The sequence below is a fragment of the Rufibacter radiotolerans genome, from assembly GCF_001078055.1.
Lineage (GTDB): Bacteria > Bacteroidota > Bacteroidia > Cytophagales > Hymenobacteraceae > Nibribacter > Nibribacter radiotolerans.
Genome location: NZ_CP010777.1, coordinates 1,500,547 through 1,525,867, shown reverse-complemented (window position 1 = coordinate 1,525,867; position 25,321 = coordinate 1,500,547). Strand labels below are relative to the sequence as shown.

General features: G+C 51.0%; 18 protein-coding genes. 11 read left to right on the top strand and 7 right to left on the bottom strand.

Going from position 1 to position 25,321, the window contains the following annotated elements:
- The first annotated feature begins 102 nt into the window (after positions 1-102).
- The 3 genes from ligA to TH63_RS06340 all read left to right on the top strand — a co-directional run bounded on the left by ligA (position 103) and on the right by TH63_RS06340 (position 4,941).
- Complete coding sequence (ligA, locus tag TH63_RS06350) at positions 103-2,154, top strand: NAD-dependent DNA ligase LigA (RefSeq protein ID WP_048920211.1); 2,052 nt, start codon at positions 103-105, stop codon at positions 2,152-2,154.
- Positions 2,155-3,001: 847 nt separating this feature from the next.
- A complete protein-coding gene (locus tag TH63_RS06345; protein ID WP_048920210.1) occupies positions 3,002-4,012 on the top strand; it encodes an amidoligase family protein in 1,011 nt (336 codons plus the stop codon).
- A complete protein-coding gene (locus TH63_RS06340) occupies positions 4,009-4,941 on the top strand; it encodes a gamma-glutamyl-gamma-aminobutyrate hydrolase family protein (protein WP_231583558.1) in 933 nt (310 codons plus the stop codon). The genes TH63_RS06345 and TH63_RS06340 overlap by 4 nt, the downstream gene beginning before the upstream one ends.
- Positions 4,942-5,146: 205 nt before the next feature.
- Here TH63_RS06340 and TH63_RS06335 read toward each other — a convergent pair whose 3' ends face one another.
- Entirely contained in the window at positions 5,147-7,036 is a 1,890-nt protein-coding gene (locus TH63_RS06335) for an OmpA family protein (RefSeq protein WP_231583557.1), read from the bottom strand.
- 47 nt (positions 7,037-7,083) lie between these two features.
- A complete protein-coding gene (locus TH63_RS06330) occupies positions 7,084-7,665 on the bottom strand; it encodes a 7-carboxy-7-deazaguanine synthase QueE (RefSeq protein WP_156180781.1) in 582 nt (193 codons plus the stop codon).
- A gap of 586 nt (positions 7,666-8,251) precedes the next feature.
- Here TH63_RS06330 and TH63_RS06325 point away from each other — a divergent pair.
- From TH63_RS06325 to thrC, 3 genes are all read left to right on the top strand, one after another.
- Complete coding sequence (locus TH63_RS06325; RefSeq protein ID WP_048920208.1) at positions 8,252-9,658, top strand: aspartate kinase; 1,407 nt, start codon at positions 8,252-8,254, stop codon at positions 9,656-9,658.
- Between the two features lie 118 nt (positions 9,659-9,776).
- Positions 9,777-10,739 (top strand): homoserine kinase, encoded by a 963-nt coding sequence (locus TH63_RS06320; protein ID WP_048920207.1) that lies wholly within the window; start codon positions 9,777-9,779, stop codon positions 10,737-10,739.
- A complete protein-coding gene (thrC, locus tag TH63_RS06315) occupies positions 10,736-12,055 on the top strand; it encodes a threonine synthase (RefSeq protein WP_048920206.1) in 1,320 nt (439 codons plus the stop codon). Before TH63_RS06320 ends, thrC begins: the two co-directional genes overlap by 4 nt.
- Positions 12,056-12,655: 600 nt before the next feature.
- Here the strand turns inward: thrC and TH63_RS06310 are convergent.
- The gene (locus TH63_RS06310) at positions 12,656-13,537 is read right to left on the bottom strand and encodes a bifunctional 5,10-methylenetetrahydrofolate dehydrogenase/5,10-methenyltetrahydrofolate cyclohydrolase (RefSeq protein WP_048920205.1); all 882 of its coding nucleotides are present in this window, start codon (positions 13,535-13,537) and stop codon (positions 12,656-12,658) included.
- Between the two features lie 268 nt (positions 13,538-13,805).
- Here TH63_RS06310 and TH63_RS06305 point away from each other — a divergent pair, with 268 nt between their 5' ends.
- Complete coding sequence (locus TH63_RS06305; protein ID WP_048920204.1) at positions 13,806-14,444, top strand: carbonic anhydrase; 639 nt, start codon at positions 13,806-13,808, stop codon at positions 14,442-14,444.
- Positions 14,445-14,655: 211 nt separating this feature from the next.
- On the opposite strand, the gene TH63_RS06300 is transcribed toward TH63_RS06305, so the two are convergent.
- Together TH63_RS06300 and lepA are read right to left on the bottom strand one after the other, a co-directional pair.
- Positions 14,656-15,129 (bottom strand): c-type cytochrome, encoded by a 474-nt coding sequence (locus TH63_RS06300; RefSeq protein ID WP_048920203.1) that lies wholly within the window; start codon positions 15,127-15,129, stop codon positions 14,656-14,658.
- A gap of 87 nt (positions 15,130-15,216) precedes the next feature.
- Positions 15,217-17,004, bottom strand: a complete 1,788-nt coding sequence (gene lepA / locus TH63_RS06295) for a translation elongation factor 4 (RefSeq protein WP_048922626.1) — start codon at positions 17,002-17,004, stop codon at positions 15,217-15,219.
- A gap of 387 nt (positions 17,005-17,391) precedes the next feature.
- On the opposite strand from lepA, the gene TH63_RS06290 reads away from it, so the two are divergent.
- Positions 17,392-17,745: a hypothetical protein gene (locus TH63_RS06290; protein WP_048920202.1), complete on the top strand. Its 354-nt coding sequence runs from the start codon at positions 17,392-17,394 to the stop codon at positions 17,743-17,745.
- 283 nt (positions 17,746-18,028) lie between these two features.
- Here TH63_RS06290 and TH63_RS06285 read toward each other — a convergent pair whose 3' ends face one another.
- Both TH63_RS06285 and TH63_RS06280 read right to left on the bottom strand, forming a co-directional pair.
- Positions 18,029-20,296 carry a HEAT repeat domain-containing protein gene (locus tag TH63_RS06285; protein ID WP_048920201.1) on the bottom strand — a complete coding sequence of 756 codons (2,268 nt, stop codon included), beginning with the start codon at positions 20,294-20,296 and terminating at the stop codon, positions 18,029-18,031.
- A gap of 132 nt (positions 20,297-20,428) precedes the next feature.
- Positions 20,429-20,965, bottom strand: a complete 537-nt coding sequence (locus tag TH63_RS06280) for a YceI family protein (RefSeq protein ID WP_048920200.1) — start codon at positions 20,963-20,965, stop codon at positions 20,429-20,431.
- A 641-nt stretch (positions 20,966-21,606) separates the two neighbouring features.
- Between TH63_RS06280 and TH63_RS06275 the strand changes: the two genes are divergently transcribed.
- From TH63_RS06275 to TH63_RS06265, 3 genes are all read left to right on the top strand, one after another.
- Positions 21,607-22,704 carry a DUF4856 domain-containing protein gene (locus TH63_RS06275; protein ID WP_076606416.1) on the top strand — a complete coding sequence of 366 codons (1,098 nt, stop codon included), beginning with the start codon at positions 21,607-21,609 and terminating at the stop codon, positions 22,702-22,704.
- Positions 22,705-22,801: 97 nt separating this feature from the next.
- Positions 22,802-23,923: an imelysin family protein gene (locus tag TH63_RS06270; RefSeq protein ID WP_048920198.1), complete on the top strand. Its 1,122-nt coding sequence runs from the start codon at positions 22,802-22,804 to the stop codon at positions 23,921-23,923.
- A gap of 15 nt (positions 23,924-23,938) precedes the next feature.
- A complete protein-coding gene (locus tag TH63_RS06265) occupies positions 23,939-25,321 on the top strand; it encodes an HTTM domain-containing protein (RefSeq protein WP_048920197.1) in 1,383 nt (460 codons plus the stop codon).

Here is a 25,321-nt window from a genome sequence, read left to right as displayed (position 1 = left end):
TCCCTTATGATTTTAAGTATTCAATACTACAATCCTGAAAATTTACTTTAATCCAGAAAATCCTGCTTTATCTTTGCTTTTGAGACTAACCACTAGCCCCACATGCCTGAGCAAACCCCAGAAGCCCGTATTTTAGAGCTGACTAATAAACTGAACTACCTCAATTACCAATATTACCAGAACAGCGTCTCTGAGGTCTCTGACTACGAGTTTGACCAGATGCTCCTGGAGTTGCAGAAGCTGGAAGAGGAAAACCCGCAGTTCCGCTCAGACAACTCCCCTACCCAGCGCGTGGGCGGCACCATTACCAAGCACTTCCCTACTGTAAAGCATAAATACCCCATGCTCTCCTTGAGCAACACCTACTCAGAGGATGAGGTGCGGGAGTTTGACACCCGCGTGCGCAAAGTGACCGGCGACTACGTGGAATACATCTGCGAACTCAAATTTGACGGCGTGGCCATGAGCCTCACCTATACCAACGGGGCCCTCACGGCCGGCGTGACGCGCGGCGACGGCACCCGCGGCGATGACATTACCCCCAATGTACGCACCATCCGGACCGTGCCCTTGCACCTGCAGGGCGAAGACGTTCCCGCCGAGGTGGAGGTGCGGGGCGAGGTGTTCATGCCTTTCCATGTGTTTGAGGAACTGAACAAGGAGCGCGAGGAAATCGGCGAAGCCCTTATGGCCAACCCCAGAAACGCCACCTCGGGCACCCTTAAACTGCAGGACTCCAAAGAAGTGGCCCGCCGGCGCCTAAGCATGTACGCCTATGGCTTGCTGAGCACGCCCACCCTGTTTGAGAGCCACTCCCAAAGTCTGGAGGCCTTGCAACGCTGGGGCCTGAACGTGTCCAGCAGCTGGCGCAAGTGCAGCACCATTGAGGAAGTGATGGCCTTTATTCATGAGTGGGAAACCAAACGCTTTGAACTGCCCATCGCCACCGACGGCATTGTAGTGAAGGTGAACTCGTACGCGCAGCAGGAAGAGCTGGGCTATACCGCCAAGAGCCCGCGCTGGGCCATGGCCTATAAATACAAGGCTATGGAAGCCGTCACCGAGCTCCTAGGCATTGAATACAATGTGGGCCGCACCGGCGCCGTGACCCCTGTGGCTCTTATGAAACCGGTCCTGCTGGCGGGCACCACCGTAAAGCGGGCCTCCCTCCACAACGCCAATGAGATTGAACGGCTGGGTCTCATGGTCCATGACTTTGTGACCGTGGAGAAAGGCGGCGAGATCATCCCGAAGGTAACAGCCGTGAAAACCGAGTTACGGCCGGCCAACGCGGAGCCTATTGTCTACCCTTCCGTCTGCCCTTCCTGCGGCACGGCCTTGATTCGCCACGAAGGTGAGGCCAACCACTACTGCCCCAACGAGAAAGGCTGTCCGCCGCAAGTGAAAGGCAAGCTGGAGCACTTCATCAGCCGCAAGGCCATGAACATCCTGAGCCTGGGCGAAGGCAAGATTGAGCTGCTGGTGGAGCAAGGCCTGGTGACCAGCCCCGACCATCTCTACGACCTCACCTATGATACTCTCTTCGGTCTCAAAAAGACCTTCGTGAACGAGGAAACTGGCATAACCCGCGTAGTCACGTTCCAGAAAACCACGGTAGAGAATATTCTCAAGGCTCTGGAGAAATCTAAGGAAGCGCCGTTTGACCGGGTCCTGTTCGCACTGGGCATCCGGTTTGTGGGCAATACCGTGGCGCAGAAGCTGGCCCAATACTTCCGGAACATTGACGCCTTACGGGCTGCCACTGAAGAAGAACTGATTGCCGTACCTGAGATTGGGGGTCGCATTGCCGCCTCCGTGCGTGAGTATTTCCAGGACCTGTCCAACGTGCACCTGATTGAGCGGCTACGCTTCCACGGATTGCAATTGGATTTGGGCGAAATTGCCATCATAGAACCTGCCTCCGACAAGCTGGCTGGCCTTACTTTCGTGGTCTCCGGTGTCTTCGCTGGCTACTCCCGCGAAGAACTCCAGGACACCATCATTGCCAACGGCGGAAAGATTGTCAGCTCCATCTCCAAGAAACTCTCTTACCTGGTCGCCGGCGAAAAAATGGGCCCCAGCAAATTAGAAAAAGCCACCTCGCTGGGCGTGAAGATTGTGACCGAAGACGAGTTTAATAAGATGCTGGCGTAGCGGTTTCCTGTTTAGATTTTACCTTTTAGTTGCCTCACCCCCAGCACCTTCTTGAGAAGGTACTGGGGGTGAGGCGTTTTGGCCTGTTTTGGAAAAAAGGGGCAATAAACGGAATTGATCAGCATAAGTGGTCATCCCCCTACCCCCTTCAAAGGGGGACGAGGAAGAGGGCAGCAGCTTTAATTGTTGGTTAGAACACCAACAACGGCGGGGGTATTGAGCTTGGTGGTAGAAAGTACCACAGAACGCTCTTCCGAATTTGCAATCCGGAAGTTTCGAAAGGGGGATTTGCAATCCCCTTTGCGCCACCTTGAAGTGGCAAGAAAGAAGGAACCATTGGCTTTTCTATGGCGCGGATTTACTTCCGTGCCTTTTGGGCTTTAGTTATTTACCCTGCTGATGTACCCTCCTGTGTAGACACCCCTCTGCGCTCCCCTCAAGGGGAGAGTCTGCGCTTAGTTGAGGGTATTGCGTTTTGAGCCTGATTTCCTGAAAACGTGCTTAAAACGCAATACTCCATTTTCCCCTCGCGTTCCCCATTTCCAGTCTTTACTCCGAGCGCCTCGCTTGTGGCCTTGGAAGAACCTTAGCTAAGAGCAGAAGGCAAAGCGGCCGCAAGGGCAGTGCGAGGGGGAAAGACGCGGCCGTGAGCGCTCGGAGGGCGAAGATGAAACAACTTAAGCATAAGGACTCTGGCAAGAACAGACACTACGCCAGCAATAACTGGAATAGACTATGCTCATTTAACCCCCATTTAAATGCAGAAACAAATCTTATTTAAAATAAGCCCAATGCAACGCTTGCTACCCTTTCCCGTTGGTAAAATCAAACCAGCGAAAAAAACAGAATGGAAGCATTTAAATCTTTGCCCCTTGAAAAGACCCAGGAAGGGAAATTGAGGAAAGTGGGCTTTGAGCTGGAGTTTGCCAATGTGGGCATAGACGAGTGCCTTCAGATCGTGCAGGACTTGTATGGCGGTCGGGTACAGCGAGAAAACCGGTTTTCAGCCAAGGTTCTTTTCACCCGCCTGGGAGATTTCAGTGTGGAGATGGACCTGAAATTACTTACCGAAAAGCAATACAAAGCGGTTTTTGACAAGCTGCACATAGACATTGAACACATCAGGCTAGGCCATGAAACGCTGGAAGAGCGAATTGATGATGCCCTGGAAGCGGTTATTAAACGCGTGATCCCCTATGAGATAGGGGTACCGCCCCTGCCCTGTAACCAGCTGGACCAACTGGAGGAGCTACGGCAGGCGCTGTATGACCATCATGCCAAAGGCACCGAGGCCTTTTTGACCAATGCCTTCGGGACCCACATTAACACTGAATTGCCGGATCCTGAGCCGGAAACCATTCTCCGCTACCTGCGGGCCTTTCTACTGTTGTACCCCTGGCTGCTGGAGGCGGGGCAGACCGATTTTGCCCGGCTCAACCTTACCTCCTTCATTAATCCCTACCCAGAGGAATACACGGCGCTGGTGCTTCCCTCCTCTTACCAACCCTCGCTGGATCAACTTATTGAAGACTACCACGCTTTCAACCCAGATAGAAACCGGCCCCTGGACCTGTACCCGGTGTTTGGTTTCCTGAGAAAAGAAAAGGTGGATCAATACCATCACCTGGGCAAGCTGAAAGCCCGCAACACCTTTCATTACCGGTTGCCCAACTCCTGCGTATCTGACCCCAACTGGACTTTGGCCCAGGAATGGAATAACTGGGTAGTAATAGAGGCACTGGCCAACCAGCCGGAAAAAATCAGGGAAATGAGTGAGGCCTACCTGCGCCTGAAGGAAAGCACGCTTCTGGGCTTTGAGAAAAAATGGGAGAAAGAAACCGAACAGTGGCTAGCGTGAAAGAGCAAAAGGCAAAGATAAACCAGAGCCGGCCTACTATTGGCGTCACCGGTCCCGATAAAGGGGGCGAGGTGGCCTGGCTGTTCACGGCGCTGGGCGTGTGGCTGGCCGGCGGAAAGCCTGTGCATATCACGCCCTCCTTCCCCAGAACTGCCGATGGGTTGCAGGGCCTGATTGTGGGCGGCGGTGCCGATGTAGACCCCGAAACTTACCAGCAGGACGCCGTGCTGCAGGAATACCTTAAACGCACTTTGCAGAACCAGAAGATGACTTATTTTCAAAGAGTCTGGCGCTTTATTAGGTGGATCTATTTCCCTGCCTTATTCTACCTCCGAAAATGGCTAAGCGGAGCCCCCAAGTGGTCCCTGGACAAAGGTAGAGACCATCTGGAGTTCCAGCTTATTGACCAAGCCGTCAAGAAAAACCTGCCGGTGCTGGGCATTTGCCGGGGCTCGCAACTCATGAACGTCTATTTCAGGGGCACCCTGCACCCCGACATCAGTGAGTTCTACCTGGAGGAGCCTAACCCGTCCAGTATCTTCCCGGTTAAGAAAATCAGGATAAAGCCCGACAGTAAACTGGCCCAGATTATTGGTTGCAAGAAAATGAAGGTAAACGCCCTGCACCACCAGGCTGTGCAGAAACCCGGGAAAGATTTAGAAATAGTTGCCTGGGAGAAGAACGGGGTAGTGCAGTCAATTGAGCACCAAACCCGGGAATTCATGCTGGGCGTGCAGTGGCACCCGGAGTTCCTGCCCCAGCGCCGCAAACAACGGCGTATCTTTCAAACCCTGGTACAAAAAGCCCGTGAGGTGAACCGCCAGATTGAGGCCCAGGACATGCAGACCGCCCTGGCTCAACCCAAAGACCCCGCCTTGGTAGAGATAGAACAGCAGGAAGAAGCCTTTCTCAACCGGCAGAACCCATAACCTTGCAGAAAGGGGCATTTCAATTCATCAGCCCTACTCCTGGTTTGGCGCCGTTTTAGCAAAAACATGCTAAAAACAGAAAGGCGGTCGGGATAGCCCGGCCGCCTTTCTGGCTCACATTAAACAAACTAGTAAACTAATACTCTAAACCTACTTATTAAACCCCAACGGGCAGAGAAAGTTTTCACCTGACGGAAAAAAATCTCTACAAAATCCTGAGTTCTATCCTGCGGTTCAGTTGGCGGTTTTCTTCTGAGGTATTGGGCGCAGCTGGCTGAGTCTGGCCATAGCCCTTGGCCTGGAACAGCGTGGCCGGCGCACCTTTAGACACCAGGTAGGCCACCACCGCCTTCGCGCGAGCCTCTGAGAGTTTCTGGTTGGCGGCCGCCTGGCCCACGTTGTCGGTGTGGCCCGCAATCTCCACCTTTATCTTAGGGTTGGCCCGCAGAAACTGAAACAACTTGTCCAGCTCGGTGCGGGACTCAGACCGAAGTTCGGCTTTGCCGGTATCAAAGAAAATATTGCTCAACACAGCCTTGGCTCCTTTGTTCACCGGCTGTAGGTAAAAGTCTAGGGCCAGGGGCGCCGAGGTGGAGGTAGCCGAAATGTGGCGGCTTTCCAGCACGTGGCCGGGGGCTGTCACAAACAACGCGTACCGCTGCTTCTGGTTCAGCACAATGGTGTATTCCCCCGAGCTGCCATCTGAGCTTACCTGCTGGGAAATCACGCCCGTAGAATCCAGGTCATATACCTGCACGGTGGCCTTGAGGGGCTTTTTGGAAACGGCATCAAAAACCTTGCCCTGGGCGAAGGTACTGATGGTTTTGCCCTTCCAGACGTCAGGAACTTCAAATTGTAGCAGAGCCACTTCAGCCTTTCCGGCCCCCGCCGATTGCCCGCCGGAGTAGTAGCCGGTTTTGTTATCCGGGGAAATGAAAATGGAGCTTTCGTCGCGGTGGGTGTTCAGAGGGTAACCCAGGTTCAACGGGGTGCCCCAACCGCCTTTTTCGCGGCTTACTTTGAACAGGTCCAAGCCGCCCATGCCTTGCAGGCCATCGGTGGCGTAATAGAGCGTGTTGCCGCTGGCGTGCAGAAAAGGTGAGTTCTCACGGCCCGGGGTATTGATCTTGTTGCCCAGGTTCACAGGCGCTCCCCAGGAACCATCGTCTTTCAGTTTGGTCACCCACAGGTCATCGCCACCCTGGCCGCCCGGGCGGTTAGAGGCAAAATAAATGGTACGGCCATCTGCCGACAGGCTGGGCTGGGAATCCCAGGAGGTGGAGTTGACGGTGCGGCCCATGTTCTTAGGCGTGCTCCACTCGTCTCCTTCGCGGTAACTAATGTAGAGGTCACAGGAACCGTAAGAGTCCTGCCGGTTACAGGTGGTAAAAACCAAGGTACGCCCGTCGCCGGACAGAGAGGCTGCTCCTTCGTTTAGTTCGGTATTGATGTTCTTGGAGATAGAGACCGGTTCCTGCCATTGCCCGTTTTTGCGGTAGGCCAGGTACAGGTCCTCGTCATCTAATTCACCGCTCCCCTGGCGGGCGGTGAACAGGAGTGCCTGTTGGTCGGTGGTGAGTACGGGTGAGTATTGCAGCCCCATTTTATTGACCACCTCGCCTAGCGATTGAGGCTTGAAGGCCACAGGCTCTTTGATGGCTTTTTGGGCAAAGGCCACATTCTTTACTTGCCGCTGTGCATGGGCGGCCTGTTTGGTATTCTTGCGGCCTAGCTTAATGAATTTCTCATAATAGGTACCGGCCTCCTGGTATTGTCCCCGGGCGAAGGCCAGGTCTGCGTAGGTAAAATAGTCATTGGCTAGCTTGGGCTGCTCTGGAAGCAGTGCAAGGCCTCGGCGGTAAAATTGGTAAGACTCCTCGGGCTTCTGCATAACCCGGTACAGACCAGCGGCTTGCAAGTAAGCCTCTCCATAGGTAGAATCCCGTTTTACGGCCTCTTCATAAGCCAGCAGTGCCTTTGGGAAATTGCGCGCCTGCACCAGCTTGTTGCCCTCTTCAAATGCTTTCTGGGCTTTGCTGTTAGAAGTGCCACCCTTTGCCGTTTGGGCATAGCTTTGGGCAGAAAGTCCAACCAAAAACAGAAGGATTAGCAAGAAACGAGGGGAAAGGTACATGGGCGTAATTACGGAATATTCAGGAACTTATGGGTCTGTAACGAAACCCTCCATTTAGGGTTTTCTTTTACATACTCCACAATCAGGGGCATCATTATGTCGGCTTTGCTCCACTCCGGCTGCAGGTACAGACGGGTGTCTGGCCCTACCTGCGCGGCGTGTTCTTCGGCCCAGGCAAAGTCAGATTTATTGAAAACGATCACCTTCAACTCGCCGGCGTGGGGCTGCACACTGGGGTGCGGTCCTTTGAATTTCTTGGGAGAAAGACAGATCCAATCCCAGGAACCACTTAAAGGGTAGGCGCCAGAGGTTTCTATAAACGTTTGGATGCCCCGCATCTGCAGTTGAGACGTGAGGTACTCCAGATTATACAGCAGCGGCTCACCGCCGGTCACCACCACAGCTTTACCGGGGTACTGCTCGGCCTGCTGCACAATCCAGTCGGTATCGGTGAGCGGGTGCAGGTTGGCGTCCCAGGACTCTTTCACGTCACACCAGTGACAGCCAATGTCACAGCCGCCCAGCCTGATAAAATAGGCCGCTTTGCCGGTGTGGTAGCCTTCGCCCTGAATGGTGTAAAAATGCTCCATGAGGGGCAATTTGGTCCCGTCTTTGGGCACCGTATGTACAGAGGCAATCTTTCTATCTAAGGTCTCTTCCAAAATCAACGTCTCCTCTTTCTGTTTTAGGCCTGTTTTCTGAAAAACGGCCCCAAAACAGGTTTAATGCTATATAAGGTAACAGCCCCGCCCGCTTATTAGTTTGCCCCGTACCCCAAATCTTAACCAAATGGGAACAAACCGCAGCAACGGGCAGAAATCTGTGGGTACAAAGGTAACAGATACTGAACAGATTTGCCTTATGACTTCCAAACTAGCAATAACAACCGTTAGTCTATAAAATTTTCACATTTTTATTTCACTTTCATTAAATTATTTTCAGATATTGCCGGCGCCAATGAGACAAATCTGCCACATAGCCTCTTCTTTCCGGTCCGTTATCACGGGTCAGGCTGGCGTTTGCGTTGGGTTTGGTATTTCCTTTACGGGTACCATTATTACTATTACCCCTGCGGGGGTATAGCTACACATATCGTCCTGTCCTGTATAGCCTTGGTGGCTATCTAAGCCCCTGTGGGCACCCTTCCTTTCCAATCATTCAAAAGCACCATCTGTTATGCTGGTATTAAAATTTGGAGGCACCTCCGTGGCGAACGCGGAAGCCATCCGTCAGTTAATTTCCATTGTGGGGGCCAAAGACGCCTCAGAGAGAAAAATAGTGGTTGTATCAGCGATGTCTAAAGTGACCGACCTGCTCATTACGCTGTACCAAAAAGCTTCTGCGCATGACCCCGCATACCAGGAGGTGATCCAGACCCTGGAAACCAAGCACATGCAGGCCATTGAGGAATTGGTGCCCATGAGCCAGCAGATTGAGATAAAGGGCAAGATCAAATTGATTCTGCGCGAGTTGGAGGACGTGACCAAAGGCGTTTACCTGCTGGATGAGCTCAGTGACAGCACCAGGGCCCGTGTGATGGCCTACGGCGAGTTGCTTTCCTCAGCGCTGGTCTCGGTGGCCCTGCAGCACCACGGCCTGCCCAATGTGTTGCTGGACAGCCGCGAGTACATCCAAACCGATGCCAATTTCCTGAATGCCAAAGTCAACCTGAAGGAAACCTACCGCCGCATGCAGAACCAATTGCCGGAAGCTTCATTAATGGTGGCTCCGGGATTTATCTCACGCTCCGCGGAAGGCAAGACTACCGTGCTGGGCCGGGGCGGCTCTGACTATACCGCCTCGCTTTATGCCGCGGCTATGCAGGCAGACCTGCTGGAGATCTGGTCAGACGTAGACGGAATGTACACCACCGATCCCCGCAAAGCCGCGGCCGCCTATTCCATTGAAGAGCTCAGCTACGAGGAAGCCATGGAGCTGGCGTATTTCGGGGCGAAGGTCTTGTACCCCCCTACCATTGCCCCACTGGTCGCGGCCAAAATTCCCTTGGTATTGAAAAACACCTTCAACCCCAGCCACAAGGGCACCTTGATCTCCGCAACCCCAGCCCCTAGCGCGCAGCACGTGAAAGGAATTTCCTGCATAGACCATATGGCGGTACTCACCGTGAGTGGCAGCGGCATGGTGGGCGTACCGGGCGTGGCCATGCGCCTGTTCAAAGCAGTGGCCACCGAGAACATCAACATCTACTTTATCACGCAGTCCTCCTCAGAGCAGAGCATTACCCTGGGCTTAGCCGAAGCCGATGGCCAGAAAGCCGTACAGGCCATAAGTCAGGAATTTGCCGACGACATGGCCCAGGGACTCCTGAACCCCGTGAGTTTGGAAACGCCTATGAGCATTGTGGCCCTAGTGGGCAACGGCATGATCAAACAGCCCGGTATAGCCGGCAAAGCCTTCTCCCTTTTAGGCGATAATGAGATCAATATCAGGGCTATTGCTCAGGGAGCTACCGAACGGATCATCTCCGTGGTACTCAGCACCCAGGACGCGCACCGTGCCGTGAACCTGCTTCATGACCGGTTCTTTTTACCGGTAAAAGAAACGGAAGAAGCATTTGCATAACCTATTGAATTTTAGGCTATCAATTAATCTAAGGTTAAGTTTCTATTCAAACCATAAAACAAAGCATTGGCTTGGCCCAAAAGCTTAAATCCAGCGCCAGCTACCAGCACCTTCTACCATGCAAAACAACGAATTTATCAAAGCCTACGCCCCGGCCACCGTGGCCAATGTCTGTTGCGGCTTTGACGTCCTGGGCTTTGCCCTGGACCAGCCCGGCGATGAGGTATGGGCCCGTAAAACAGAACAACCAGGCATTACCATTACTGCCATCCATGGCATTGACGGGCTTTCCAGTGACCCCACGGAGAACGTAATTGGCGTGGTGGCCCACAAAATGCTCACTGACCTCCATATCACCCATGGCCTGGAAATGCAGCTGCACAAAGGAATGCCGGTGGGCAGTGGCCTGGGCAGCAGCGCGGCCAGTTCGGCAGCGGCGGCCTTTGCGGTAAATGAACTGCTGGGAAAGCCCTTTACTACCCAGGCACTGGTGCTGTACGCCATGGAAGGCGAGAAAAAAGCCTCCGGCTCGGCCCACGCCGACAATGTGGCCCCTTCTCTGCTGGGTGGTTTTGTGCTGGTGCGGGACTATTCCCCGCTGGATGTGGTTCCGTTGGGCGTGCCTTTGGACCTGTATTGCACTATTCTCTACCCCCAGATTGAGTTGAAAACGTCTCTTTCTCGAAGCATTCTTAAGCAGGAGATTCCGTTAAAGAAAGGCATTACCCAGTGGGGTAACCTTGCCGGGTTTATGGCGGGGCTGTTAATGAAAGATTACGCTTTGCTGGGCCGCAGCCTGCATGACGAGATCTTTGAACCCGAGCGCTCCATTCTTATCCCGCTATTCCACCAGGTGAAAGCCGCCGCGCTGGCCGCTGGGGCCCTGGGCGCCGGTATCTCTGGCTCTGGGCCCTCTATTTTCGCCTTGTCGGCTACCTTGGCCCAGGCCCAGGCGGTGCAGGAGGCCATGGAAAAAGTGTACGCCCACAGCGGCATAGACACCAAAACCTACGTATCTCAAGTACCCGACCAAGGGGTTCGGTTAGTGGAACAATCTCTCTTACAACCCGCGCAGGCATGAACTACTACAGCACCAACGGCCAGTCCAAAGAACTAAGCTTCAAAGAAGTCGTGATCAAGGGCCTCCCCAAAGACAAAGGCCTTTTCTTTCCGAAGGAAATCCCTGCCCTACCCGCCTCCTTTTTTGCTCAACTCCCCTTCCTTTCGCTGCACGACATTGCGGTTGAGGTTTTGAAGGCCTTTGTGGCCCCGGATATTCCAGAGGAAAACCTAAAGAAAATCTGCGCGGAGGTCTTCACGTTCCCTATTCCGCTGGTGGCCGTGGAGGAAGGCGTGTATGCGCTGGAGTTGTTCCATGGCCCCACCTGCGCCTTCAAAGACGTGGGCGCCCGTTTCATGTCACGGTGCCTGCAGGCCTTCGCGGAACCAGACCAGCCGATCACGGTGCTGGTGGCTACCTCCGGGGATACCGGAAGCGCCGTGGCCAATGGCTTTTTGGGCCTGGAAAACATTGACGTGGTGGTGCTATACCCGGTAGACGGCGTAAGCGCCATTCAAGAAATGCAGTTTGCCACGCTGGGGCAGAACATTAGTGCCGTGGGCGTAGAAGGAACCTTTGATGACTGCCAGGCCCTAGTCAAGCAGGCTTTCTCAGACGAGGAATTGAACCAGGAAATGAATTTGTCTTCGGCGAACTCCATCAATGTGGCCCGCTGGCTGCCGCAAATGGTGTATTACTTCCATGCTTGGGGCCAGTGGAAAAAGCTGAACCCCGAAGGTCAGGATCTGACCATTGCCGTGCCCAGCGGCAACTTCGGGAATCTGGCGGCGGGCTTGCTGGCCTACCGCATGGGCCTGCCGGTCACGTATTTCCTGGCTACTACCAACCTCAATAAAATAGTCCCTGATTACCTAGCCAACGGTGTATACCGCCCTGCGCCATCGGTGTCGACCATCGCTAACGCCATGGACGTGGGCAACCCCAACAACTTCCCCCGCATACTGGAACTGTTCAGCCAGGAATTAGAAGACCTGCAACAGGTAGTGAAAGGGTTCTGGGCCGATGACGAGGCCATTAAACACGCCATCAGACACCTTTACCAAACTAAAGGCTATTCGCTAGATCCCCACGGCGCCATTGGTTACCTGGGCCTGAAACAGGAACTCCCAAAACTAGGCACCCAAGGCATTTTCCTGGAAACCGCCCACCCTGCCAAATTCAAGGAAAGCATGGAAGAAGTGCTGGGCGAGGAAATTGAGTTACCCGCGCAGCTCCAGGCTTTTATGGGTAAAACCAAACAAGTAACGGAACTCCCCAACGACTACGCCTCACTGGCCCTGCTGCTCAGACAAAAGCATAAGGTAGGGACGATGTAGTTGTTAGTGATTGGGTGTTAGTGATTAGGAGGATGGATAAAGGAGGTTTTCTGTTTTGGAGTTATTTTCCAGAATACAGGCTTAAAACGCAATTACCGCTTGCTACAAAGTGACTCCCCCCTTGAGGGGGCGAAGGGGGTGTTTACACAGGAGAAGATGCATTGAGGGTTATTGGCCCAGACGCTCGCAGGAGCTGCGTACGCTACGAGGTCTTCTAAGCAAGTGCTGTGCAGGAAAGGGTAACAAAATTTGGAATTTGATGTAGGGGCAATCCCTTGTGGTTGCCCTAATACGGTAGCATACGTGAAGGGCAACCACAAGGGATTGCCCCTACCTGAATATATGCCCCGGTTCTTCTGAGGAATTCTTTCTTTTCAGTTGGGAGCAATTCCCCTCATCCTACCCTTCTCCCTGAGGGAGAAGGAACCACGTTATTGCGTTTTGAGGCCGTTTTTCAGAAAACAGGCCCAAAACGTAAAATACTGAAGACTGATATTCCTTCAAAACTTCCCCTAACAACTAAACACTAACAACCAACAACTACCCACTTATAAAAGAAAAGCCGCTCTAAAACAGAGCGGCTTTTCTTTTATAAGTGGGTTACGCGTGTACTTCTTTCTTAGCGGCCCGAAGGGTGTTCTTCAGTAACATGGAGATGGTGAGGGGACCTACGCCGCCGGGAACCGGGGTAATGTAGCTGCATTTGGAGGCCACATTGTCAAAGTCCACATCCCCGCGCAGGCGCCAGCCTCTTTCACGGGTGGCGTCTGGCACACGGGTGGTGCCTACGTCAATGACCACGGCTCCTTCCTTCACCATATCTGCCTTGATCATTAGGGGCTGGCCCACGGCTACAATCAGGATATCTGCCTGGCGGGTGTGGGAGGCCAGGTCTACGGTGTGGCGGTGGCAGATGGTAACGGTGGCATCGCCGGGGAAGGTGCACTTGCTCATAAGGATGCTCACGGGCAGACCTACAATGTTACTTCGGCCTACCACTACGCAATGCTTGCCTTTGGTCTCAATCTTATAGCGGTCCAGGAGTTCCATGATGCCGTAGGGCGTGGCCGGCAGGTAAGATGGCAAGCCCACTACCATGTGGCCCACGTTGACCGGGTGGAACCCGTCTACGTCTTTTTTATAGTCCATTACCTCCAGCACCCGGTTGGCGTTGATGTGCTTGGGAAGGGGTAACTGGACAATCAGGCCGTCAACAGTATCATCCTGGTTAATCTCTTTGATCTTCGCTAACAGTTCTTCTTCGGTTACCTCAGTGTCATAATGAATGAGGGTAGACTCAAAGCCCACGCGCTCACAGGCCAGTACTTTGTTGTTCACATAGGTCATGGACCCGCCGTCGTTGCCCACCAGGATGGCAGCTAGGTGGGGGGCTTTCCCTCCTTCGGCTTTTATTTGGGCTACTTCGGCGGCAATTTCACTTTGAATGGCTTCGGAGGTTTTCTTTCCGTCTAACAGAATCATAGGTACTGGAAATGAAGAAGTGATACGAAGGCCCAAAAGTACAAGGCCTTACGGAAAGTGCCAGCTCTTTTTTTAGTTATTTAAACTAACAGCGACGTTTCCTAGGTATACCCTAGTAGAAGAAGAATCCTGTTAAATAGGTGAACGGTAGAAGGAAGGGAAAGCCGCTTGGCCTGGCATTGGGTTACCTCCGTCAAAACCCAAGCGGCGGATTTCAGTACTAATTATTACTTTTACCACGAACCGAAAAATCAATTATTCAAGAGCTATGCCCTCATACGAAGAGATATTTGAGAATAACCGTAAATGGATTGCGGAGAAAACCGGCAGTAACAAAGACTTTTTCAGCCAATTGGCCAAAGAGCAAAACCCTGAATACCTGTATATTGGCTGCTCAGACAGCCGGGTAACCGCCGAGGAAGTGATGGGTTTAGGGCCTGGCGAGGCCTTTGTGCACCGCAACGTGGCCAACCTGGTCAACAACGTGGACCTGAACGTGATGTCGGTGCTGAACTATGCTATTAAATACCTAAAGGTGAAACACATCATTGTCTGCGGGCATTACAACTGCGGGGGTGTAAAGGCTGCCATGCAACCCAAAGACATGGGTATATTAAACCCGTGGCTCAGGAACATTAGAGATGTGTATCGGCATCACAAAAATGAATTGAATGCCATTACAGACCAGGAACGCCGCTATGAGCGCTTGGTAGAGTTGAATGTGGTAGAACAATGCACAAATGTTATTAAAACTGCCGCTATGCAATTGAGTTACCAAGCTACTGGCTACCCCGAGGTACACGGTTGGGTATTTGACCTCCATACCGGCAAAATCATAGATCTGGAAATCAACTTCAGGCAGATTTTGGAGGAAATCAAGGATATTTACAATCTCACTAATAGCTAGTTCCAGGGTACCCTACTCCCTTTTCGTCATCCTGGAAGGATCTTGTGAACCAATATGACGCGCTTTAGATGAAGCGCTTAAACGGCTTACCAATAAAGTATATCTAGAATGATGTAGGAATGAAGAATCCTAGAACTGGGTGTTTAGGGCTCTTTTACATAAAAACAGTTTAAAAACCATTAACGCCTAAATTTCAATTCTCTTTTAGTAGTTATTGAATGGGCTGGGCTGCTACGTAATCATAGAGGGAATCCAATTCAGCTTGTGAAAAAGCAAAAGCTGGCATTTGTTGTTTAGCATAAAGCTGATAAACGGATACCGCTGCAGAATCCTTTCTGTCTATCATTTCAGCTGAATTTCTTATAAAAGCATGAATCCACTTAATGGAATGACGATTTTGAATACCTGCTAATGGTGGGCCTACAACAGTTGAATAGAAATCGTGGCATGGGGTGCAATTAGTTTGGTAAAGGGCTCTGCCAGTTTCATTTTTTGTCACCTCTTCGGGTATGTTAAAACAAACCAGAGGTTCCTCATTTATTGTGGCACACCCTTCTTTTTCTTGATCCAATAATGCCTCTTTATCTGTCATTAGTATAAAAGCTAATGTACCAACTACCAAAGTCAGCAGGAGGACAATAGAATTTAAAAGCCAGGCAGCTAGTTTTAGCTTTTCTTTGAGCATTACCAGAGAAGAGGATTACATTTTAAATATAACAAAAAAGCCCCAACCTATTAAGCTGGGGCTTTTTTGTGTCATTGGAAGAATATATCAATCTAGCTTCAAAACGGCTAAGAAGGCTTCTTGCGGAATCTCCACGTTACCTACCTGGCGCATACGTTTCTTACCTTTCTTCTGCTTTTCCAGGAGCTTCCGTTTACGGGAAATGTCACCACCGTAGCATTTGGCCAATACGTTTTTACGCAAAGCTTTCACGGTTTCACGGGCGATGATCTTTTGCCCGATGGCGGCCTGGATGGCAATCTCAAACATCTGGCGTGGTAACAGCTCCTGTAGTTTCTCACAGAGGCGCTTTCCCCAGTCATAGGCTTTATCACGGTGCACAATAGCAGACAAGGCATCTACCTTCTCGCCGTTGAGCATGATGTCCAGCTTGACCATGTGTGACTCCCGGAAACCGATCAGTTCATAGTCAAGGGAGGCGTAGCCCCGGCTGATGGTCTTCAGTTTATCAAAGAAGTCAAACACGATCTCGGCCAGGGGCATCTCAAAGATGAGTTCCACGCGGTCTGAGGTCAGGAAGTTCTGGGCTTTTAGAATGGCGCGTTTGTCCATACAAAGGGAAATGATCGGCCCAATGTACTCGGCTTTGGAGATAATCTGGGCCTTGATGAACGGCTCCTCTATGTGGTCTATAAAGTTAGGTTCCGGCATCTCAGACGGGGCGTTCACTTTAATTTCGCCATCTTTGGTGGTGAAAGCCTTGAACTGCACGCTGGGTACCGTGGTGATCACGGTCATGTCAAATTCGCGTTCCAGGCGCTCCTGCACAATCTCCATGTGGAGCATGCCCAAAAACCCGCAACGGAAACCGAAGCCAAGTGCAGCCGAGGTTTCAGGCTCCCAAACCAGGGAGGCGTCATTCAACTGCAGTTTTTCCATGGAAGAGCGCAGTTCCTCGTACTCCGTGGTCTCCACCGGATAGATACCGGCAAATACCATGGGCTTTACCTCTTCAAAACCCTGTATCTGGATAGTATCTGGGTTAGCAGCATGGGTAATGGTATCCCCTACCTTTACCTCTTTGGCGTTTTTGATACCAGAGATGAGGTACCCCACGTTTCCGGCACCCATAATCTGGCGGGGTTCCTGGTTTAGTTTGAGTACGCCAATCTCGTCGGCTTCATACTGCTTGCCCGTGGCAATGAACTTTACCTTGTCGCCTTTGCGCAAGGTGCCGTTCATAATCCGGAAGTACACCTCAATACCGCGGTACGAGTTGAAGACCGAGTCAAAGATCAGGGCCTGCAAAGGAGCATCTGGGTCACCTTTAGGGGCTGGAATGCGGTCACAGATAGCGGCCAGGATCTCAGCAATACCAATACCGGCTTTACCTGAGGCATGCACAATGTCTTCGCGTTCACAGCCAATCAAATCAATAATCTGGTCGCTTACCTCTTCGGGCATGGCGTGCGGAAGGTCAATCTTGTTCAGGACCGGAATGATTTCCAGGTCGTTGCCAATGGCCAGATACAGGTTGGAGATGGTCTGGGCCTCAATTCCCTGGCTGGCATCAACAATCAGAAGCGCACCTTCGCAGGCGGCAATAGACCGGGAAACTTCGTAACTAAAATCTACGTGGCCCGGAGTGTCAATGAGGTTAAGAACGTAGTCTTCGCCTTTATAATGATAATTCATCTGGATGGCGTGGCTCTTGATCGTGATGCCGCGTTCCCGTTCCAGGTCCATGTTATCTAAAAGCTGGTTTTGCATCTCCCGCTCCGTAACGGAAGAAGTAAACTCCAGTAAACGGTCAGCGAGGGTACTTTTGCCGTGGTCAATATGCGCAATAATGCAAAAATTGCGGATGTTCTTCATCATAGGAATCTATTACAAAGAGCAAAGATACAAAATAAAGCGGGGTGCCGGAACGGGTTTGGCCTTGGGGCGGCTACTTTTTCACACCTGCAGAACCGTTTTGAGCCTGTTTTCCGGAAAACGTGCCCAAAACAGAGCAGGACTTTTTTAAGGAGAAAATTTAGTAGAGCAGACTCTGGGTTTTTAAGGCATCTTCTACTCTCTCATAAGCTGATAGTTGTTCCAGTCTTTTCAAAAGGGTTTATCTGAAAAATACTATCTTGGGAATGGAATCAGCTTTGGGGATCTTTCTTTATTACTCAAGAAGTTTGAAGCATTATAATTACGGAAGATAAATCGAATAATTTCGTTCAAAAGTTAATGAGCGTTTTTGTTTAATTATTTAAAATGGAAGTCTTATTAATATTGTTTGTTGCAACAGTTTTGGTACTGCAGGTAAAAAAAGTGTTTCACTGGAAATACTTAAAGGAAGTCAGGGCCGATTTGAAAAAGTATGAATCTCATGCTGATTTCAAAGACGGAGCAGACCTCAGCAATCCAACTGAATTCTGGGATCAATTCGGAATTTCACTAATTTTACTTCTGCCATTCTTCTGGCCTGAAAATTCCGATACAGTAAACGAAGAATCAAAAAAATATGTTAAAATAGTTTTTTATAATGTGGCAGTTGTCTATATATTGATTGGCTTGACGATTTGGAGAATAATTGAATCTGGTATTACTATCACTTTTGATGGGTGATGCAAAGACTTACAAGGAAATTCTGTTTTAGGGCTATTTTACTTAAAACAGGCTCAAAACATATAAATTTAAAAAGCCTTACCTGAAGAACTAACATATTAAAATAAAGTGTAATTTTTAGCCTTAGGCCAACGGCAATCGCCATCGGTTAAATAAACAATTCCACATTAATGGAAGACCTTACCAGTAAATTCCTCCTGTCTTCTGAGTTAATTGATTCTATTTCCCCTAAAATAAGATTCTTACTTGGCTAGAGTATCTAAAGACTACTAATCCCTCTCCCCTAATTCCGCTTCGCACTTAGGTACTCCTTCATTTGCAACAAAAGCGCGTTACCAGGGTGTTTTTGCAGCAGAAGCGCTAGTTGCTGGTTGGCCTTGTCTGGTTTATTCGTTTGCACATATAATATAACCAGGGCATTCCCTAAGTCTAAGGAATTGGGTTCTACCTGCAAACCTTTGAGATAAGTTTGTTCCGCCGCTTCAGTTTGCTTTAAGTGCTGGTAGACCAAGCCCAGGTTATACAAGGCTCTGGTATTGTTCTTATCCAGCTGCGTGGCCTTTTTCAGGTTGACCAGGGCCAAATCCAGCTTTTTGATCTCGGCGTACAAAAGTCCCAGGGAATAATACCCTTCGGCGTAGGCAGGTTCCTGTTTCAGGATCAGGTTAAACAGCGAAATGGCTTTTTCATTACTCCCCTGCCGGTTGTAGAGGTAGGCCAGGTTGAGCCGGGCGGGGTTAAAGAGTGAGTCAATGGAAAGAGACCTTTGGTAGGCCACTTCGGCTTTTCCGGTCTCCCCTTTCCGCTCAAAGTACTGGCCCGCCTCCATTTGACCGCCCGGGAAATCTGCCCGTTCCCTGAGGTTTGTTTCCAGTTCCCAGGTAGCTTTTCTAAACGGTGTCTGCAGGTCTGCTGGCAAATTTATCTCTGGTACTCCCGCCAGGGCATCAGCGGCCGCGATCCGCACCGACCGCGTGGGGTCTTTGAGAAGAGGTAATAGGTACTCCTGGGTTTGGTCCTGCGGAAAGGCGGTGAGTTCTTTCACTGCCGCATACCTGATGATAGGCTCCGGGTCGCTTAGAGCTCTGGCAAACACCGAAACAGATTCCTGGTCCTTCTTCACCTGGCCCAGGTACCAGAGCGCCGTAGCCTTTACAATGGGCGGCTGTTTTTTGTCCTGCAGCAATCTCATCAGCCCTTTAGCAGAGGCTGGCGTGCGGGTGCTGGCCAGGGTAAGGACATCTGAGAAATGGGGCTTACGGGTTTTGCCGTACCTTTTCTCTATTGCAGTGGCGGCCCACTGGGCGGTTTTTTCTTTGTGGCAGTTATTGCAGGCATTAGGCGTGGCATACAAGACGCTCTGGTCTGGCCGGGGAACCCTGAAACTATGGTCCCGCCGGAAGTCATTGCCCATGTAGGTGGTGCCCGCCATATGGCAGTTGACACATTGGGAAGCTTCGGTGTTGAGCGCGTGGAAGGTGTGCGAGGTGGCCTCAAACTTTTTAAGGGAATGGCATTGCCCACACAGGGCGTTGCCGGGCTTCACCAGCTTAAGGCTGTGGGGGTTATGGCAGTTGGCGCATTTTACGCCGTTCATATACATCTTGCTTTGCAGAAATGAGGCGTATTCATAGTCCTCTTCCTTTATCTGACCGTCTGGGTAATACAGGTCATCCCGTAAAACGGCCGGCACATAGTGGTCCATGAACGTTCCGGTATGGTCAAAGGCAGGAGTAATTTGCTCTCTTCTGGCGTGGCAGCGGGCGCATTGGTCTACCTGCTCTTTAGAGGTAAGGCTTTTGGTCTGGTGCAGATGCTGCGCGGCATCATAAGGCTGGGGCAGTTTCCCCTTATTGGAGGCAACGAAATTCACGTGCGTGCTGCCCGGGCCATGGCAAGACTCGCAGCTTACGTTTATAATAGAATAGGTGGTGGCAAAGGAGTCTAGCTCCGGAAGGTAATTTTTACGCACGTCAGTTGAGTGGCAGTCGGCGCACATAGTGTTCCAGTTGAGGCCGCCTCTGGTCCAGTGCAGCCACTCATTCGGGTTTACCTTGGTGTGGGGGTACAGGTCGAACCATTTGTTCTGCTTGCTGTCCCAGGCGGTGCGCAGGCATTGCAGTTTCCCATCCGGAAGCTCCACCAAATACTGCTGTAACGGGTAAACGCCGTAGGTGAATTTGATCTCAAACTCATCATACACGCCCTTGGGCCACTGGGTATGCACGAAATACTTCCCGTTTTTCTGGTAAAACCGGGAGATGACGCCCTGGCTCACATAGACCTGGTTATTGAAATTGCCCCGCACAAATTCAGAAGTAGCCTTCTGCATGGCCAGGTCATGGTCTGAGCCTTTCCAGTCCTTGAATTCTTTCTCATGGCACGTCCTGCAAGACTCGCTGCCCAGATACCGGGCAGCCATTATTTCTGAGGACATCGCTTTTTTTGGGCCTTGGGACGCCTGCTCAGTTTCTCTTCCCTGCAGCACATACATCACCTGTAGGGCCACTATTATCGCCAGAATTACCAGCACTACCAGCTTCCTGCTCACTTGACTACGTGCAAGACTTAAATACCTTCTTACACCGGGTTAAACTAGGCGGCCGTCTGGCCAAAATCAAACAAAAAACCCCTCAATTTGCTGAAAGTGATATATATCATATTATGGACCAGGGATTCAGGCTCAGTTCCCTTGCTTTGCCAAAGGGTACACCATTTGAAATTTGACCGTAAGCTCGTCTTTAACTTTCATTTTAAAGATAGACGGCCGTTTAATCTGATAGGCTTCCAGGCTTATCGGGAACTGCCCTTTTACCACAAGATTGCTGTTTTTCTGCTGAAAAGTAGCTTCAAAGGAAATGTCTTTGGTTACCCCATGGAACCCTAATTGACCTTGCACTTGTAGGCTTCCGTAAGTTTGGGTGAGGTTGGTGCTTTTAAAAGTCACCTCTTGATAAGTATCGGCCTCAGTGGTTTTTCGCATGTCTTTGTCGCGGGCCCTGTTACCACTGTCAAAGCTTTTTACCGGCACAGTAACCTGCACTGCCTGTATCTGGTCAGTCTCTGCTCCCAAAACCAAAGTGCTGGAAACCTGGTGGCTTACCCCTGTGACTGTATGAAATGGGTGCACTAATATGTAAGAAATGGAGCTACCTGCTTTATCATTTTGGACACTGCCCTGCGCTTGGGCAGAAATAACTGGCCAAATAGTAACTGCCATCCACAAAAGGCCCAAGCAGTACTTGCCCAGTAGGTTTAGAAGCGCTTCCATACTATAGCTATACCTATTCCATCTTCGTAAGTTATTAGCCTTCAACCTCAAGCAAAGATAATTTCTATAGAAAGACCCTTCCTTTTGAACCAAGTATGCCTGTAGGTAAAAGTCTGTTTTAAGCTCCTTTTCCGAAAAACAGGCTTAAAACAGGATTCTTGAGATGAGCGGCAAAAGTGGCTTCTATAGGCTCAGGTTCCATCAAAGTTTAACCCAAAATTATTGGCAATAGGTTTACAAACAATCAAAGTGCTCCTTTGGAAGAAAAAAGGGAGGCCTTTCCGACTTAAGAAAATGAAATGAGGCTTAATTATCTATTTTGGCTTGAATGACAATGCTCCTAAAGGTCGCACTTCTTGCAATCCGTATTGTCTTCCCCTTCTTTTTGGCGCTAAAACACCTGAGCCTTAAACCCTAGCAGATTAGTTCATATCATCATTATGACGTTGGCAAGATGTAAAGAACCAATCTTGAGGTTTTCCCTTGTCTTCTCTTATTTAAAATTATTCTAAACAACGCTTGCCTTATAAAGGTGGGGCTACTAGATTTGCGTCATATTTTTAATCAGTCTAAATAAACCCTCCACTTAAATGATGTTCTCTTTTACTTATAAGTCAATGGCCGTAGCTGGTCTGGCAGTATGTGCTCTTTTTTCTTCTTGTTCAGATGATAAAGAAGATGAGGTTTCTTACACCATCCCTACTACCTATAATTTCCAGAACGTGAATTATTCCGGCCAGACAGCCCGCCTGGCTATGCTGACCGAGCTGAACACTTACGTGAGAACCGGAAACACCGGGGCGATTTTGGATGCGCAGAAAATGAAGAATATGTATGCCAATACAAACGCTCCGTTCGCTGACGCCGCTCTGAACACTTCGGGCAAGCAGTTAAAGGACAAGACTATTCTATCTGCACAAACCGTAATAGAAAATTATTTCAACGTTGCCGCTGGGGCAAGCCTTTCTGCTGGCACCCCTGCCCTTAACGGCAAAGCAGGCCTGTTAACCACCGCTGAAAACTCAAAATATCTGGTAGATGCCAACGGCGTGGAGCCGGGGCAGGTGATCCAGAAAGGCCTTATGGGCGCCGTGTTCTATTTCCAGGCAGTTGAGTCTTACCTCACTCCTTCTAAAACCGGCCCTTCTGTTGATAACGTAACCGTTACCCCCGGCGAAGGCACAACCCTGGAGCACCATTTTGATGAGGCGTTCGGCTATTTCGGGGCCCCAATTGATTTCCCTACCAACGTGACCGGCCTTAAGTTCTGGGCTAACTACAGCAACCAGGTAAACCCTAGCCTGGGTAGCAACAAAACCATGATGGATGCTTTCCTGAAAGGACGTGCTGCTATTTCTGCCAAAGATGCAAAAGGCAAAGACGCCGCCATTGCCACCCTGCGCACCGAGTGGGAAAGAATTGTAGCCGCTTCGGCCATCCTGGAACTCAATGCCGCCAAAGCCAACATAGCAGACCAAGCAAAGAAAAGCCATTACCTGTCTGAAGCCCTTGGGTTTATCATGAGCCTGAAGTACAAGACAGATCGTAAGATCTCTGACGCGCAGTACAATGAAGTCATGACCAAAATTGGCACCAACTTCTACAACACCACCGCCGCTGACATTACTGCCGCCGTGAACGTGATCAGTACCGCCTACGGTATGGATAACATAAAATCCCAGCTTTAAAAATGATCTATATTTCCCTTCAACAATAATTAGAGCAGTAGTTATGGCACCTCAAATGCCGTAATTGCTGCTCTTTGCTTTTATTTCACCCTACCCTATGATTCAACTAAGAAACTATACCTATGCCGCTGCCCTAGCCTGCCTGGCGGCCATAGCCAGCTGCAGTTCCAGTGAAGAGGTAACCCCCGGTTCAGAATATGACCGCAAGGCCATGCTGACCAACTACGCAGATAACCTTATCATACCAGGCTACCAGAAGTTTAAAGCAGAAACCGATGGCATGGCCAATGCCATTACCGCCTTTACCGCCAGCCCATCCGTTACCACCCTGGCAGCCGCCCGCAAAGAGTACCAGGAAGCTTACCAAGCCTGGCAGGAAGTAAGCCTCTATGAATTCGGCCCCGCCGATGAGCAGATGCTGCGCACCAACCTAAACATCTTCCCTACCACCACCAGCCAGATAGAAAGCAACATCAGCGCCGGCAGCTACAACCTGCAGACCACGGCCAATTTATCTGCCAAAGGATTCCCGGCCCTGGATTACCTGCTGTATGGCCAGGCCAGTGAAGCAGCTGTTGTAGACCAATACACCACTGCTACCAACGCTGCCAACCGCAAAAAATACTTGCAAGACCTTACCACCCTGGTAAAACAAGCGGCAGATGTTACCTACACCGGCTGGACTACCGGTTCCTATGCCAAGAACTTCAAAGAGTCAGGTGGAACTGCCGTAGGCAGCGCGGTGGGCAACCTGGTGAACCAGTTTAACTTTGAGATAGACCTTTCTAAGCGCACCAAAGTGGGAATTCCGGCCGGTAAGTTTACCGCGGGCACCCCGCAGCCTGAACGCGTGGAAGCCTATTACAGCCATACCTCCCTGGCTTTGCTGGAGCGTAACCTTAATGCCCAAAAGGCTATTTTCCTGGGCCAAACGGCCGCTGGCGTGAACGGACCCGGCCTGGATGATTACCTGAACCACGTAGACGCCGCCAAAAAATACAACGGGCTCACGCTGGCGGAAGTCATTAACCAACAGTTCAATGCGGCGCTCACGGCCCTAGCTGCCGTTCCGGCCCCACTGGACCAGGCGGTGAACAGCAATCTGCCGGCGGTAAACAAACTGTATGAAGAGTTGCAAAAATTGATCATCCTCACCAAAACGGACCTTCCTGCCGCCTTAGGGGTGACCATCACTTACACTGACAACGACGGCGACTAAACCTTACCAGTCTTTATGCTGCGCAATCTGAGAACCACCCTTTCTGCCCCGGTTTCCGCCGCCCCGCTGGCGGTTTTCCGCATTATCTTCGGGATGATGATGCTGGGCAGTATTGTGCGGTTCATGGCCAAAGGCTGGGTGCAGGAACTGTATGTGACCCCTAAGTATTACTTCCCGTTCTATGGTTTTGAATGGGTAAAACCCCTGGGCCAGACCGGCATGCACCTTCTTTTTATTTTGATGGCGCTTTCCGCCCTGGGCATTCTGCTGGGCCTTTTTTACCGGTGGTCGGCGGTATTGTTTTTCCTCAGCTTCACATATGTGGAGCTCATAGACAAAACCAATTACCTCAACCACTACTACTTTGTGAGCGTGGTGGCCCTTTTAATGATCATGGTACCGGCGCACCGGCATTTCTCCCTGGATGTTCTCCGGAATCCTTCGCTTTGGGTAAAGCAGGTGCCCCGATGGACTATCTTGATCTTCCAGCTGCAACTGGGCATGGTATATTTTTTTGCCGGCGTGGCCAAACTGAACCCAGACTGGCTGCTGGAAGCTATGCCGTTACGGTACTGGCTTCCAGCCCACACGCACCTGCCCCTTATTGGGCCCTTGTTGGATAAGCTCTGGGTGGCTTATCTGTTCTGCTGGTTTGGGGCATTCTATGACTTGACCATTCCCTTCTTTCTGAGCTGGCGCAAGAGCCGGCCGCTGGCGTATGTCACGGTGGTGGTCTTTCATGTGCTCACGGCGGTGCTGTTCCAGATTGGCATGTTCCCTTACATCATGATGATGAGCACGCTGGTCTTCTTCTCGGCAGATTTCCATGAAAAGGTATTGCAGTTCCTCCGCGGTTTGGCCCGCAGCAAACCTGTCTTTGCATCGGCTCCGGTTCCGTACTCTAAACCTATTCCTGGCTTGGTCATGGGGTTTCTGGCCCTGCATTTTGTAGTGCAGGTTTTGGTGCCGTGGCGCTTTCTGCTGTACCCAGACAACCTGTTCTGGACCGAGCAGGGCTACCGCTTTTCGTGGCGCGTGATGCTCATGGAAAAGACCGGAACGGCCTTCTTTTATGTGCGGGACCCACGCACCGGCCAGGAAACCGAAATCAATAACCGTGATTACCTTACCGTGAACCAGGAAAAAATGGTGGCCACCCAACCAGACATGCTCCTGCAATATGCCCACCTGCTGCGCGATGCCTTCAAAGCCAAAGGCCTACCCAACCCGCAGGTTCGCGCTGAGGCTTACGTGGCCATGAACGGACGGGGCAGCCGCCTGCTTATTGACCCGCAGTTTAACCTGGCCAACGCCCAGGAGAGCTTCCGGCACAAACCTTGGATTTTACCTTTTGCAGAAAAAGCGCCGCAGCCTACCGCTGCAGGCCAAACCAAATAA